Raw genomic sequence first — 14,301 nt, 5'->3', positions numbered from 1 at the left:
AGCCGCAAAACGCAGGTCAATACGTACTTAGCTGTGCCCGCCACATCGGACATGCGTACACGATTACCGGGGAAAGTGCCTGTAATGCCTATTTGAAAGTTACCAAATACACGCCGGCAATAACGAGCAACGCCCCTAAAACCTTTCCCGTTGTCATTGCGCTTGCGGGCACGCCGAACATGCCGAAATAGCCGAACACCATTCCTGCCAAAACCTGACCAGAAACCAGAAGCACAAAAAACGCGCCGATGCCGATTCTTGGGATGAGATAGCTTGATCCGATGATCATTCCTGCACTCATCACACCCGCGGTTAGGAGCCCAAGTGGCAAAGCGCCAATTTTCTGGAACTCTCCTCCCCGACTTCCCGTGCTGATCGCAATAACAATCGACGAAACCAGAGCGACTGCGAAAAAGGGTATGTTGGCCATCGGCCCCGAACCCAGAATTTTAGCGGTTTGCGAAATCATCGGAAGATAAATAGAAATTATTGCGCCCATTAGCAGCGCCAAACCGATCAAGTGAATTGCCATGGTTCCCTCCCACACCATCAAATAACCGCCACACTAGCACTAATCTTGATGAACAACGAACGACGAGCCCGTCCCAATGGCTTCCAAACCTTCGAACTCCCCCTAGTCACCCCGCCTCCCCTCTGCCATATCTCCCATGACACCCAAGGAGACCGCGCCATGACCCGTATCATCACCAGCCTGTCTGAGATTTCCGCGAACTACGGCGCGCTGTTCGTCGACCTCTGGGGCTGTGTGCACAACGGGATCACAGCGTTTGACGAGGCTGTGGCAGCCCTGCAAGCCTACCGCGCAAATGGAGGCTATGTCGTGCTGGTCACGAATTCTCCCAAACCCCGCGCGGGTGTGGTGGAGCAGTTGCCGGACTTCGGTGTGCCCTCGGATTGCTATGACACCATCGCAACCTCGGGCGACAGCGCCCGCGCAGCGATGTTCACCGGAGCCATTGGCAACAAGGTCTATTTCATGGGTGAATGGGAACGTGACGAGGGGTTCTTTGAGCCTTTGCACGTCATCGACAATCCGGTCGAAATCACCCGCGTTCCCGTCGATCAGGCCGAAGGCATCGCCTGTTGCGGCCCCTTCGATCCTATGGCTGATCTGGAAGAGCTGCGCCCTGCCCTGCTGATGGCCAAACAGATGGGGCAAAAGCTTCTTTGCGCCAACCCGGACATCATCGTTGACCGAGGTGAAGAGCGGGAATGGTGCGCCGGCGCGATCGCCAAGATGTATACCGAAATGGGGGGCGAGAGCCTGTATTTCGGCAAACCGCACCCCCCGATCTATGATCTGGCGCGACGTCGGATGATTGCGGACGGACGCGCCACCCAAGACAACCGGATCCTCGCCATTGGTGACGGGATCGCCACGGACATCAAAGGCGCATTGGGCGAGGATATCGATTCCCTCTTCATCACTGGCGGCTTGGCCCGGGAAGAGACAAATACCCGCACGCAGCCGGATCCAGACGCGCTGGATCAGTATATCCAGTCGCAGATGATCACTCCGACCTTTGCAATCGGCTATCTGCGTTAGCGCATCCCTTTGATAATAAATTATCTTTTAGATCACCGTGCCGACACGAGCAGGGTTTGATGCGGCCTTGTTTCGCACGCTTGCTGCCATCAACTGCACCAATTTCCCCTTGATTTTCTGCGGTTGCAAAGTAATGTTATTACCGATACGAACGGCTAAGTAATCCATTTGTTACCCGGAGGACAAAATGTTGGACAACTTCCCACGCGGAACGATCTGCATTGAAGAGCTGGAAATCGGCATGTCACGGCACGTCATCAAAGAGGTGACAGACCGCGATATCGAGCTGTTCGCCGAGGTCTCGACCGACCGCAATCCGGTGCATTTGGATGATGACTACGCGAAAGACACGATTTTTCAGGGCCGCATTGCCCATGGCATGCTGACCGCCGGGTTGATCTCAGCCGTGATTGGCGAGCAGCTTCCGGGTCACGGCACCATCTATATGGGTCAGCAACTGACGTTTCTTGCCCCTGTGCGCCCCGGCGATGTCGTGCGTGCAGAAGTGACCGTGCTGGACATTGACCATTCCAAACGCCGCGTGACCCTGAAAACCGAGTGTCTGGTGGATGGAAAACCCGTTTTGAAGGGTGAAGCGAAGGTTCTGGCACCGTCCGCGAAATTGGACTGATCACGCCGTTTTCTGTTGCGATCGAAGCCTGTTCCAAAGCGCAGACTTGCACCCTGTTGCCCCGCACGATAATGCCAGCATATGCGGATTATTCGTGACTATCAGTTTGTTGATCCATCCGACCGGGGCGCCACAGCCGTCATCGGTAATTTCGATGGTGTGCATCTGGGCCATCAATATGTGATCGACATTGCCCGTGCAAAAGCAAGCGAGCTTGGCGCGCCTTTGGGCATCATGACGTTTGAGCCGCATCCACGCGAATACTTCGCCCCGAAGGCCCCGCCTTTTCGCCTGATGAACACCGACACCCGTGCGCACCGGCTAGAGAAGCTGGGGATCGAAGCACTGTTCGAGCTGAGCTTTAACGATACGCTGTCTGCATTGACCCCAGAGGAATTTGCCCGAGAAGTTATCGTGGACGGCCTCGGCCTGACCCATGTTTTCATCGGCGCTGATTTTCATTTCGGCAAAGGTCGTGCTGGAACGCCCGCCGACCTAGAGGCACTTGGCAAGAAGCTGGGATTTGGCGTCACCGTCGCACCCCTTATGTCTGACGACGTGGGCGAAGTGAGCTCAACCGCCATTCGCACTGCTTTGACTGAAGGCCGCCCGCGCGACGCTGCCCGCATGTTGGGCCACTGGCACCGCATCGACGGTGAAGTGATCCGGGGTGACCAGCGTGGGCGCGATCTGGGCTATCCCACCGCCAATATGTCCATCGCTGGGCTACACCCGCCGAAATTCGGTGTCTACGTGGTGGAAGTCGACATACTGACCGGCCCGCACAAAGGCAGCTACGGCGGTGCAGCTTCGATGGGCACGCGCCCGATGTTTGGCGAAAACCTTCCGAACCTCGAAAGCTTCATTTTTGATTTCAAGGGCGACATTTATGGCGAACAGATCTCGGTCGCATTGATCGACTATCTGCGCCCGGAAGAGGTCTTTGACGGTCTAGACGCGCTGATCAACCAGATGGACGCAGACTGCGCCCGCGCCCGTGACATCCTATCAAACCTAAAGAGCGCCCCATGATCCGTCACATCGTCTTTTTCACTGCGAAGAACCCGAATGACCGCAGCGCTGTCCGCGAAGGATTGGAGCTTCTGAAAGGTATCCCTGATTGCATCCGACTTGAGATTGCAGAAAACCGGTTCGAAGACCCGATCCCCGGCCCCTCGCCTGACGTCATTGTCTATGGTGAGTTCGAGGACGAAGCGCAGCTCGCCGCCTACAAAGCACATCCGCTTTACCAGCAATCCATCACCCGCGTGCGGCCCTTGCGTGAGATGCGCATTGCAGCAGATTTCGAAGCCGACTGATGGCCGCCGCTCTGCGCAAACGCTTTTGGGAACGTCCTTTGGGCGAACTAACCCCGGCTGAGTGGGAAGCGCTGTGTGATGGCTGTGGGAAATGCTGTCTGAACAAGCTTGAAGATGAAGACACTGGTGATGTGGTCTTTACCCGCGTGGCCTGCCGTCTTCTGGATGGCGACACGTGCCAGTGTTCGCAATATGATATCCGGCTACAATTCGTTCCCGAATGCATCCACCTGACGCCAGAAAACATCGGCGAGACCGCATATTTCATGCCAGCCTCTTGCGCCTATCGACTGCGCCACGAAGGCAAGCCGCTTCATGACTGGCATCCGCTGGTGTCGGGTGATCCCGACAGCGTACACAAAGCCGGGCGCAGCGTGCAGGGGTGGACCGTGCCAGAATTTGAAGTCCCAGAAGACGAATGGGAAGACCACCTGATCGAGGAGCCTCACTAATGTATCTTGCCTCTGACAATACTGGCCCCGTGCACCCCAAGATCATGGACGCGCTTATGCGTGAGAATGAGGGCTATGCCATGCCCTATGGTGCAGACAGTGTGATGGAGCAGGTCACAGCCAGCATTCGTGAAATTTTTGAAACGCCTGAAGCCGCGGTTTATCTTGTGGCCACCGGCACGGCAGCGAACTCGATTTCACTGGCGACGCTGACGCAGCCCTTTGACACCATCTTCTGCTCACCCGAGGCGCATATCCACGAAGACGAATGCAATGCGCCAGAGTTCTATACGGGCGGCGCCAAGCTGACGCTGGTGCCTGCGGTGGACGCGAAGATATCGGCAGAAGCTTTGGCGGCCAGCATCGGCGGGGAAGAGTCCCGTGGCGTGCATGGACCTCAACGCGGGGCAGTTTCGATCACCAATGTGACCGAGCGCGGCACGGTTTACTCCGTCGCTGAACTGAAAACGCTTTGCGACGTGGCAAAAGGGTTCAACCTTCCCGTTCACCTGGATGGTGCACGTTTTGCAAATGCTTTGGTTTCGCTTGGCTGCACTCCGGCCGAGATGACGTGGAAAGCTGGCGTGGATGTGGTCAGTTTTGGTGGCACAAAGAACGGCTGTATGGGTGTTGAGGCAGTTATTTTCTTTGACCCGAAACACGCATGGGAATTCGAACTGCGTCGCAAACGGGGCGGGCACCTCTTTTCGAAGAACCGCTACCTAGCCGCGCAGATGCTGGCCTATCTGGAAGGCAATCTTTGGCTGGACCTCGCCGCCCGCGCCAATAATGCCAATGCGCGCCTTGTCCGCGGATTGAAGCAGATTGAGGGCATCACCTTCCTGTATGAGCCGCAGGCCAATATCAGCTTTGCCGGGTGGTCCCGCGCGGGTCACCGACGCCTGCACGACGCTGGGGCCGCATACTACGTTTGGGATGACAACCTTGAAGGGGATGACCCGAACGAGATTCTGACCGCGCGCATGGTTGCAGATTGGTCGATGACCGACGAGAATATCGACCAGTTTATCGCATTGATCCGCGGCTGATCATCGGTGCTTGTCTAGAAATGCACGGATCCTTTCGGCCACCACTTTCGAGTGGCTGATAGGGCCCATATGACCAGCGCCGGCAATGATACTGCGGCTGACATTTGGAAAGCGTGCCTGCATCCGGTCATGTACGGCACGCACCAAATCGGGTGAGTGTTCCCCTTCCATGAGCAGCACCGGTATCTGCACCTTCTCCAAGGCCCTCGGTGCCACTTGCCCATGCACATCCTCATGCGTGACGCTTCGGCCTGCGGGGATCAGGTGAATGCGGTCCGCCATGTCTGCTTTTAATCGATCTGGCAGGGCTTCCCACGCAGTGTCGCTTCCCCACTGACAATTGAACAACCGCGCAGCCTCCATCCGGTCGCCCGCACGCATTGCATCAGCAAAGACACCGTTCATGTAGCGGTGGTTTTCTTCATACGAGGGATCGGATTTTGCTGTCGTGAACAATACCGGCTCATAAAGGGTCAGGCTGCGCACCAAATCAGGCGCGATCTGCGCCACGCGCAACGCAATTGTTCCCCCAAAGCTGTGACCGATCAGGTCAGCTTGGCCGGACGCGAAGCGCTTCATGAGATCCAGCGCCACTTGCGTCGCGGCGTCTTGATAGTCGCCCTGCCCGTCCCAATCTGCGCTGCGACCATGTCCCGGCAGATCAAAAGCGAGCGACGATAGGACATCCTCAAGCTCTTTGCGCACACCGCGCCACGCACCTGAATGGGCCAAAGAGCAATGAATGAACAGCGTATCGCGCGTGCCTTGTCCCAAGCGATCCCAGTAGGTCGCATGCCCTGCGAAGTCTTCCAACATACTTACCCTTACGCAGACAAATGCGCGTCGAGCAGATCAAGCCGATCCTGCCCCCAGAATTTCTCGCCATCATCGCAAACATAGAATGGCGATCCAAAGACGCCCGCATTGACGGCATCATCTGTGTTGGTGGCGTAGGTTTCCGCCCCCATCAACAGCCCACTGTCCGCCAGCGATGGATCAAATCCAGCCTCACTTAGACACGCCTTGATCACCGCATCATCTGCGATGTCCTTTTCATCAACCCAGATCGAGCGCATCAGCGCGTTCACCAGCGCGCCGACATCTCCTGTCCCTGCACTTTGTGCTGCGATGACGGCATAAGATGCGGGCGCACCGTTCGTCGGCCAATGCGCCGGGGTGAAGTTGATCGGCATATCCAACGCCTTCGACCAGCGCTTCAGCTCCTGCATGCGGTATTCCATGCGGGATGGGTGGCGATCTTTCGGCAATTGACCACCCGTGCGGCCAAACAACTGCCCGATATCAACAGGCTTGTAGGTGACTGAAACGCCGTGCTTACCAGCAATTTCCGTAAAACGGTGCCCACCAAAGTAGGCCCATGGCGACAGCACTGTGAAATAATAGTCGATATGGCTCATTTTTCTTCCCTGTGACACCTGAACTGTTTCAAGGAATCTATCCCGATGCTATGGGGTGTCAACGTCACGATTCTGTCATACAGAGCAACTCTGGGGTCTGCTGCCATGCCTTCCATCACCGAACCGAAACTTATCTCGGGCAATGCCAACCGTCCGTTGGCCGAAGCCGTCGCAAAACGCATGTCTATGCATCGCGGCTCTAACGTCGGGCTGGTAGATGCCCGGGTCGAGCGCTTCAACGACCAAGAGGTCTTTGTCGAGATCTACGAGAACGTGCGCGGCGAGGATATGTTCATCATCCAGCCCACCTCGAACCCGGCTAATGACAACCTGATGGAACTGCTGATCATGGCCGACACCTTGCGCCGTTCGTCGGCGCGCACAACCACCGCAGTAATCCCATACTTCGGCTATGCCCGACAGGATCGTCGCACCAAGGCCCGAACGCCGATCTCGGCCAAACTGGTGGCCAACTTGATTGCACAATCCGGCATCGAGCGCGTTCTGACCATGGACCTTCACGCCGCCCAGATTCAGGGCTTTTTCGATATGCCCGTGGACAACCTGTATGCCAGCCCCATCTTCGCACTGGACCTGAAACATCACTTTAAAGATTGCATGGACGAAGTGATGGTGATTTCGCCTGACGTTGGCGGGGTTGCGCGAGCCCGTGAGCTTGCAAAGCGGATTAATGCACCGCTGGCCATCGTCGACAAACGCCGCGAAAAGCCGGGCGAGATTGCCGAAATGACCGTGATCGGGAATGTTGAAGGCAAACGCTGCATCATCATCGACGACATCTGCGACACAGCCGGCACACTTTGCAAAGCCGCCGAGGTGCTGATGGAGAATGGTGCGCAGGAAGTGCATTCCTATATCACCCACGGCGTCATGTCTGGCCCTGCGGTTGAGCGTGTCCAGAACTCGGTCATGAAATCTCTGGTTATCACGGATTCGATTGAACCAACCCAGCCCGTACTCGACGCCAAGAACATTCGCGTGGTTCCCACCGCCCCCATGTTCGCACAAGCGATCCTGAACATCTGGGGCGGCACTTCTGTCTCGTCCCTGTTTGATCACGACACGCTCGAGCCCTTGTACGAAGGCATGTATTCTTAATCACTGCTTTCAAACACACGAAAGGGCCCCGCGGGGCCCTTTTTTAGTTGCGCAGATCGAGATCTAGACGTCCCAGATTTCATCATCTGCGACTTCGCCCATCGCAAACCAATCTGTGCGCACGCGGGCAACCCGGGTATCGCCCCAGGTTCGAAACACGATGTCAAATCCTTCGATCGTCACGTTGTCGGTGGTCACATCTGCCCGTTGATTGCTTTCCCCTGCAATGTCCCACATGGACATCGACACGGTTACGATGGGTGGGGACAGAAAAGGTTCTGAGAATTTGATTGGGCAGCGCAGCTTGCGCGGGCCGGTTCCGGTCCACATTTCTCCGTCGTGCTCAAAATCCGAAAACAGCACTTTGCTGCCGCGGTCTACACCCAGCATTTGGGGTCGAATTCGTCTCATAACTTATCTTATTCTAAAAAATTCAATCAGTTAATGCCCAACAATTATGGCCAAATCAAGTTAGGGTTGCGTCTTCAGTCTCAAAAAAAGTGGTAGTAGTGCCAATATGATAACGCCTGAAATCAGGAATGGCGCGCCAGGAAGGTAAAAACTCGCGTCAGAATCGGCAAAAACTTGGAAGATCCCAGTGACAGCCATCGGCGCAATAACCGCAGCAATTGAACCAAGGCTGGCGATCACGCCTTGTAGCAATCCCTGACGATCTTCAGACACCATATTTGCCATCATGGCAGTCATTGTCGGGGGCGCCATGTCTGCCAATGCCGCCACAGCGATCCCAATAAACAAAACATAGACGCTTGCTGTAACTCCAAAGGCAATCAGCGCCGCGATTGCGCATATGACCGAGAAGATGAGGGTTTTATACTCACCCCAATTCGGGATCAGAAAACGCATAACCACGCCTTGCGTGAAAGCGACCCCAATACCATAGGAGGCGAGTGTTAAGCCGATCAGAGCCGTCCCCCAGCCAAAGACCTCGCGTGTCCAGAAGGCCCAAAGGGTTGGATAAACCATGTTCGCGAATTCAAAGGCGAAGATCAGAAGCAATGGCAGCCCCAACCCTGGCAGGCGGAATGCGTCCAGGATGGAGCCAAAAGGGTTCAGATCGCGACGCGAAAAACGCCTGCGTTTTTCCGCGGAAAGGCTTTCTGGCAGCAGGAATAGGCCAAACGCGACATTTGCTGCGGCCAGTCCTGCGGCAAGCCAGAAGGGTGCCGTGATATGCACACTGGCGATCAACCCGCCGATTGCAGGTCCCATAACAAAACCGATGCCGAAGGTGGCCCCGATTAGGCCGAAATTGGTTGCCCGGTCCTCGGGCTTCGAGATGTCAGCCAGGTAAGCAGTCGCCGTGATATAGGTCGCCCCAGCTATCCCAGCGAGCACGCGTCCCAGCAACAACCACCAGAAAGTCGTGGCCAGTGCCATGATCACGTAATCCACCGCAAGGGTAACCAATGCCAAAAGCAACACCGGTCGACGCCCAAGGCTGTCCGAGATCCCGCCGATGATAGGAGCAAACAGGAACTGCATCGCAGCATAGGAGGCCATCAAAATACCGCCCCAGAACGCACCGTCAGCCGTGTTGGCCGCGCCCACGCGCTCCATCAGGTCTGGCATGATCGGGAAGACAATGCCGATCCCCACTGCATCCAGAAGGATGGTGGCCAAGATGAACCAGATCGCTCCGCGCTTTTGCATGTTTTGCTCCTCTGCTCACATCTGTGACCTGTGGCGGACCAAAGCGCAAATGCAAAAAGCCCCGCCGATTGGGCGGGGCTTTCTAATTCTCATGTACCGTGGGCTTAGCCCTTCACGGACAGACCCAGTTCGCTTGCCATGGCAGCGATATCCACCGTGCGTTTGGCCAGCTCGTCCAGATTTTCAGCGGTTGCGTTTTCGGATGCGGCAGCCGCATCGGAAACGAACCCGTCCAGAACGTCCTGTGTCACTTCCGAAACAGGCAGGGCACGTTCAGCCAGAACCGAGGTGCCAGCCGCGGTCACTTCGGCGAAACCGCCAGTGACTGCAAATTCGGCGTTGCCTTCCGGAGACTCGACGCGAACGATACCGGGGCGCAACGTCGTGATCGTCGGTGCGTGGTTCGGCATCGCCGTCAGGTCGCCATCGGCACCCGGCAGCTGGACCGCGGTCGCTTGAAGCGAAGCCAAGCTCCGTTCCGGCGACACCAGGTCGAATTGCATCGTATCAGCCATCAGAGGCCCTCCTTCAGCGGTTCAGCTTAAGCAGCGTCTGCCGCCATCTTTTCGGCTTTGGCGATCACTTCGTCGATGCCGCCAACCATGTAGAAGGCGCCTTCGGGCAGGTGGTCGTATTCGCCGGCCACAACTGCTTTGAACGAAGCAATGGTGTCTTCCAGCGGAACCTGAACACCGTCCGAGCCGGTGAACACTTTTGCCACGTCGAAGGGCTGCGACAGGAAGCGTTCGATCTTACGAGCGCGCGCAACAGTCAGCTTATCTTCTTCCGACAGTTCGTCCATGCCAAGGATGGCGATGATGTCCTGCAGCGACTTGTAGCGCTGAAGGATTTCTTGAACGTCGGTCGCAACTTTGTAGTGCTCTTCACCGATGACCAGCGGGTCAAGCAGACGCGAGGTCGAACCAAGCGGATCCACAGCCGGGTAGATGCCTTTTTCCGAGATCGCACGATCCAGAACGGTCGTAGCGTCAAGGTGAGCAAACGAGGTTGCAGGTGCAGGGTCGGTCAAGTCATCTGCGGGAACGTATACGGCCTGAACCGAAGTAATCGAACCCGATTTGGTCGATGAGATGCGTTCCTGCATGGCACCCATGTCGGTCGCCAGTGTCGGCTGATAACCAACCGCCGAAGGAATACGGCCCAGCAGAGCCGAAACTTCCGAACCAGCTTGGGTAAAGCGGAAGATGTTGTCGACGAAGAACAGAACGTCAGAACCGGTGTCATCACGGAACTGTTCCGCCAGGGTCAGACCCGACAGAGCAACTCGCATACGTGCTCCGGGAGGCTCGTTCATCTGGCCGTAAACCAGAGCAATTTTCGACTCTTCCAGGTTATCGGGAACAATAACGCCGGATTCGATCATCTCGTGGTACAGGTCGTTGCCTTCACGGGTCCGCTCACCAACACCAGCGAACACGGACACACCCGAGTGCACTTTTGCGATGTTGTTGATCAGCTCCATGATCAGAACGGTTTTACCCACGCCGGCACCGCCGAACAGACCAATTTTACCACCCTTGGTGTAGGGGGCCAGCAGGTCGATAACCTTAATACCCGTGGTCAGGATTTCGGTTTCAGTCGACTGGTCTTCGAACGCAGGCGCATCGCCGTGGATGGGGCGAGTTGCTTTCGATTTCACGGGGCCTTTTTCGTCAACGGGTTCGCCGATGACGTTCAGGATACGGCCCAGAGTTGCGTTGCCGATCGGAACAGCGATCGGAGCACCGGTGTCGGTGACTTCCTGGCCGCGGACCAGACCTTCGGATGCGTCCATAGCGATACAGCGAACGGTGTTTTCACCAAGGTGCTGTGCCACTTCGAGGACAAGTTTGTTGCCATTGTTGTCGGTGTTGAGCGCGTTCAGAATTTCGGGAAGGGCATCCTCGAATTGAACGTCGACAACGGCGCCAATCACCTGGGTGATCTTACCTTTAGCGTTAGCCATTGTTGTTTCTCCGGTTCCTTAGAGCGCCTCGGCGCCCGAAATGATTTCGATAAGTTCGTTGGTGATCACGGCCTGACGCGAACGGTTGAACTGAATGGTCAGTTTGTCGATCATGTCGCCTGCGTTGCGGGTTGCGTTGTCCATGGCGGACATCCGCGCGCCCTGCTCTGAGGCACCGTTTTCCAACAGCGCTGTGAAGACCTGCGTGGCCACACCCGAAGGCAGCAGCGTTGCAAGAATGCCTTCTTCCGACGGCTCATAGTCATAAACGGTCGAAGCTTCTTCAGCACCCTCTTCGGGGGCTTCAAAGCTGGCCGGGATGACCTGCTGTGCAGTCGGGATCTGGCTGATCACGCTTTCGAACTTGTTGTAGAAGATCGTCGCGACGTCGAACTCACCCTCGTTAAAACGATGGATAAGGTCGCTGGCGATGGACTGAGCGTTGTCGTAACCAACATTGCGCACGCCCGACAGATCAACATGATTAATCATCTGATCTTCGAATTCACGCTTCAGTTGCTCGCGACCCTTCTTGCCTACGGTCAGCATTTTGACCGTTTTGCCAGAAGCTGTCAGCTCTTCCGCTTTCGCACGCGCCAGTTTGGCGATCGACGAGTTGAAGCCACCGCACAGGCCGCGCTCGGCAGTCATGACCACAAGCAAGTGGACCTGATCCGAACCCGTACCCGAAAGCAGTTTCGGAGCGCTGTCGCCCCCCGACGAAGCTGCCAGCCCACCCAGAACGGCGTTGAACCGTTCTGCATAGGGACGACCTGCTTCGGCCGCTTCCTGTGCCCGCCGCAATTTTGCGGCGGCCACCATCTGCATGGCCTTCGTGATCTTCCGCGTCGACTTGACGCTTTCGATCCGATTTTTGAGGTCCTTAAGGTTGGGCATCTGTCTGAGCCCCCTTAAGCGAAGTCAGCGGCGAACGCGTCCAGCGCTGCTTTGACCTTGTCCTCAAGCTCACCTTTAACCTTGCGGTCATTGTCGGTGATATCGGCAAGAAGATCGGCGTGTTTCTGACGCAGGTGGTTCAGAAGACCAGCTTCAAAGCGGCCAACCTCGGATACGTCGATCTTGTCGAGATAGCCGTTGGTACCAGCGTAGATCACGCAGACGATTTCAGCATTGGTCAGCGGCGAATACTGTGCCTGCTTCATCAGTTCCGTCAGACGCGCACCACGGTTCAGCAGCTGCTGGGTCGAGGCGTCGAGGTCGGAACCAAACTGGGCGAATGCAGCCATCTCACGATACTGAGCCAGCGACAATTTAACCGGGCCAGCAACCGACGACATTGCTTTCGTCTGAGCGCTTGAGCCAACACGCGATACCGACAGACCGGTGTTCACAGCAGGGCGGATACCCTGATAGAACAGTTCGGTTTCCAGAAAGATCTGGCCGTCGGTGATCGAGATCACGTTGGTCGGAATAAACGCGGAAACGTCGCCACCTTGGGTTTCAATAACCGGCAGAGCAGTCAGCGAACCTGCACCATAGTCTTCGTTCAGCTTGGCCGAACGTTCCAGCAGGCGCGAGTGTAGATAGAAAACGTCACCCGGATAAGCTTCACGGCCCGGCGGGCGGCGCAGCAGAAGCGACATCTGACGATAGGACACAGCCTGTTTCGACAGGTCATCATAGATGATCAGGGCGTGGCGGCCGTTGTCACGGAAGTGCTCGGCCATCGCGGTTGCTGCATAGGGTGCCAGGAACTGCATCGGAGCGGGGTCCGAAGCGGTTGCAGCAACAACGATCGAGTATTCAATCGCGCCGGTTTCTTCCAGCTTTTTCACCAGCTGCGCAACAGTCGAGCGCTTCTGGCCAACAGCTACGTAGACGCAGTAGAGCTTCTTGCTCTCGTCGTCGCCAGCGGCTTCGTTGTAGGACTTCTGGTTCAGGATCGCGTCCAGAGCAACGGCAGTTTTACCGGTCTGACGGTCACCAATGATCAGCTCACGCTGGCCACGGCCAATTGGAATCATCGCATCAACCGACTTCAGGCCGGTTGCCATCGGTTCGTGAACCGATTTACGCGGGATGATGCCCGGTGCTTTAACGTCAGCAACGTTGCGCTTTTTGGTTTTGATCGGGCCTTTGCCGTCGATCGGGTTACCCAGACCGTCAACAACGCGACCAAGCAGTTCGTCACCAGCAGGAACGTCCACAATGGAGTTCGTACGCTTAACAGTGTCGCCTTCTTTAATGTCGCGGTCCGAACCGAAGATAACAACACCAACGTTGTCGGCTTCAAGGTTCAGAGCCATCCCGCGGATACCACCGGGGAATTCAACCATCTCACCTGCCTGAACATTGTCCAGACCGTATACACGGGCGATACCGTCACCGACCGACAGAACGCGGCCAACTTCGGCCACTTCGGCATCTTGGCCGAAGTTCTTGATCTGGTCTTTCAGTATCGCAGAAATTTCTGCTGCTTGGATACCCATTATCCGACCTCTTTCATGGAATTCTGAAGTGCATCGAGCTTGGCTTTGACCGACGTATCGATCATCCGCGAGCCCACTTTGACCACCAAGCCACCGATGAGCGATTCATCGACAGCCAGGTTGATGTTCACATCCTTGCCAATCGAGGCTTTCAAAGCCTTGGCAAGTTTGTCTTGCTGTGCCTTGGTCATGGCTTTGGCTGCGGTGACATCTGCTGTCACCTCACCTTTGTCCTCGGCGATCAAGGCGCGCATAGCACCCAGAAGCTGAGGCAGTACGAACAAGCGACGTTTCTGGGCCATCAGCCCCAACGCGTTCGCGACCATTGGCGAAAGTTTCATTTTCTTGGCGACAGCTGCGATCACGGCGGCCTGTTCATCGCGGGTGTGAACCGGCGAATTGATCAGGTCAACAAGATCAGAGCTATCGGCGAGAGCAGCGTCAAGAGCGGTAACATCCGCCTCAACTGCTTTCAGTTTCTTACCCTCTTTGGCCAACTCAAAGATGGCCGTGGCATAACGTTGGGCAATGCCAGTTGAGATCGAGACTGGTTCGGACACGTCCACCCTTCCGATGTACTAAGCCCCATTATGGTCTGCTGGACAAACCGGGGCGGCCTACAGAAGCCGCGTTTTCGCGCGTGCTATCTAAATCGT

At 56.3% G+C, this 14,301-nt stretch carries 17 protein-coding genes; 7 read left to right on the top strand and 10 right to left on the bottom strand.

Translation table 11 applies throughout. From position 1 onward, the window contains the following. Window positions 1–88: 88 nt before the first annotated feature. Complete coding sequence (locus MWU55_RS05045) at window positions 89–532, bottom strand: DMT family transporter (RefSeq protein ID WP_246934666.1); 444 nt, start codon at window positions 530–532, stop codon at window positions 89–91. Between the two features lie 159 nt (window positions 533–691). Between MWU55_RS05045 and MWU55_RS05040 the strand changes: the two genes are divergently transcribed. From MWU55_RS05040 to MWU55_RS05015, 6 genes are all read left to right on the top strand, one after another. Next, window positions 692–1,567 (top strand): TIGR01459 family HAD-type hydrolase, encoded by an 876-nt coding sequence (locus tag MWU55_RS05040; protein ID WP_246934665.1) that lies wholly within the window; start codon window positions 692–694, stop codon window positions 1,565–1,567. Between the two features lie 187 nt (window positions 1,568–1,754). After that, window positions 1,755–2,198: a MaoC family dehydratase gene (locus tag MWU55_RS05035; RefSeq protein ID WP_246934664.1), complete on the top strand. Its 444-nt coding sequence runs from the start codon at window positions 1,755–1,757 to the stop codon at window positions 2,196–2,198. An 81-nt stretch (window positions 2,199–2,279) separates the two neighbouring features. After that, window positions 2,280–3,230, top strand: coding sequence for a bifunctional riboflavin kinase/FAD synthetase (locus MWU55_RS05030; RefSeq protein WP_246934663.1), 951 nt, complete (start codon window positions 2,280–2,282; stop codon window positions 3,228–3,230). Further along, window positions 3,227–3,517 (top strand): Dabb family protein, encoded by a 291-nt coding sequence (locus MWU55_RS05025; protein ID WP_246934662.1) that lies wholly within the window; start codon window positions 3,227–3,229, stop codon window positions 3,515–3,517. The genes MWU55_RS05030 and MWU55_RS05025 overlap by 4 nt, the downstream gene beginning before the upstream one ends. After that, the gene (locus MWU55_RS05020; RefSeq protein WP_246934661.1) at window positions 3,517–3,969 is read left to right on the top strand and encodes a YcgN family cysteine cluster protein; all 453 of its coding nucleotides are present in this window, start codon (window positions 3,517–3,519) and stop codon (window positions 3,967–3,969) included. The genes MWU55_RS05025 and MWU55_RS05020 overlap by 1 nt, the downstream gene beginning before the upstream one ends. After that, window positions 3,969–5,018, top strand: coding sequence for a beta-eliminating lyase-related protein (locus MWU55_RS05015; RefSeq protein WP_246934660.1), 1,050 nt, complete (start codon window positions 3,969–3,971; stop codon window positions 5,016–5,018). The genes MWU55_RS05020 and MWU55_RS05015 overlap by 1 nt, the downstream gene beginning before the upstream one ends. Here MWU55_RS05015 and MWU55_RS05010 read toward each other — a convergent pair whose 3' ends face one another. Continuing rightward, on the bottom strand, window positions 5,019–5,834 hold the full coding sequence (locus tag MWU55_RS05010; protein ID WP_246934659.1) for an alpha/beta hydrolase: 816 nt from the start codon (window positions 5,832–5,834) through the stop codon (window positions 5,019–5,021). It lies immediately after the preceding gene. 8 nt (window positions 5,835–5,842) lie between these two features. Continuing rightward, a complete protein-coding gene (locus MWU55_RS05005; RefSeq protein WP_246934658.1) occupies window positions 5,843–6,436 on the bottom strand; it encodes a 2-hydroxychromene-2-carboxylate isomerase in 594 nt (197 codons plus the stop codon). Between the two features lie 105 nt (window positions 6,437–6,541). Between MWU55_RS05005 and MWU55_RS05000 the strand changes: the two genes are divergently transcribed. Continuing rightward, on the top strand, window positions 6,542–7,555 hold the full coding sequence (locus MWU55_RS05000; protein WP_246934657.1) for a ribose-phosphate pyrophosphokinase: 1,014 nt from the start codon (window positions 6,542–6,544) through the stop codon (window positions 7,553–7,555). Between the two features lie 63 nt (window positions 7,556–7,618). Here the strand turns inward: MWU55_RS05000 and MWU55_RS04995 are convergent, their stop codons facing one another. From MWU55_RS04995 to MWU55_RS04965, 7 genes are all read right to left on the bottom strand, one after another. Then, complete coding sequence (locus MWU55_RS04995) at window positions 7,619–7,966, bottom strand: H-type lectin domain-containing protein (protein WP_246934656.1); 348 nt, start codon at window positions 7,964–7,966, stop codon at window positions 7,619–7,621. Between the two features lie 60 nt (window positions 7,967–8,026). After that, window positions 8,027–9,229 (bottom strand): MFS transporter, encoded by a 1,203-nt coding sequence (locus MWU55_RS04990; RefSeq protein WP_246934655.1) that lies wholly within the window; start codon window positions 9,227–9,229, stop codon window positions 8,027–8,029. A gap of 104 nt (window positions 9,230–9,333) precedes the next feature. Next, window positions 9,334–9,744: a F0F1 ATP synthase subunit epsilon gene (locus tag MWU55_RS04985; protein ID WP_246934654.1), complete on the bottom strand. Its 411-nt coding sequence runs from the start codon at window positions 9,742–9,744 to the stop codon at window positions 9,334–9,336. A 26-nt stretch (window positions 9,745–9,770) separates the two neighbouring features. Beyond that, window positions 9,771–11,195, bottom strand: coding sequence for a F0F1 ATP synthase subunit beta (gene atpD / locus MWU55_RS04980; RefSeq protein ID WP_246934653.1), 1,425 nt, complete (start codon window positions 11,193–11,195; stop codon window positions 9,771–9,773). Between the two features lie 18 nt (window positions 11,196–11,213). Continuing rightward, window positions 11,214–12,092, bottom strand: a complete 879-nt coding sequence (locus MWU55_RS04975) for a F0F1 ATP synthase subunit gamma (protein ID WP_246934652.1) — start codon at window positions 12,090–12,092, stop codon at window positions 11,214–11,216. Between the two features lie 14 nt (window positions 12,093–12,106). Then, the gene (atpA, locus tag MWU55_RS04970; protein ID WP_246934651.1) at window positions 12,107–13,645 is read right to left on the bottom strand and encodes a F0F1 ATP synthase subunit alpha; all 1,539 of its coding nucleotides are present in this window, start codon (window positions 13,643–13,645) and stop codon (window positions 12,107–12,109) included. After that, window positions 13,645–14,205: a F0F1 ATP synthase subunit delta gene (locus MWU55_RS04965; RefSeq protein ID WP_246934650.1), complete on the bottom strand. Its 561-nt coding sequence runs from the start codon at window positions 14,203–14,205 to the stop codon at window positions 13,645–13,647. The genes atpA and MWU55_RS04965 overlap by 1 nt, the downstream gene beginning before the upstream one ends. Window positions 14,206–14,301: the final 96 nt, after the last annotated feature.

This window comes from Aliiroseovarius sp. F20344 (assembly GCF_023016155.1).
Taxonomy (GTDB): Bacteria; Pseudomonadota; Alphaproteobacteria; order Rhodobacterales; family Rhodobacteraceae; genus Aliiroseovarius.
Note: the sequence above shows the minus strand (reverse complement) of the source record. Positions and strands in the feature narration are given on the sequence as shown.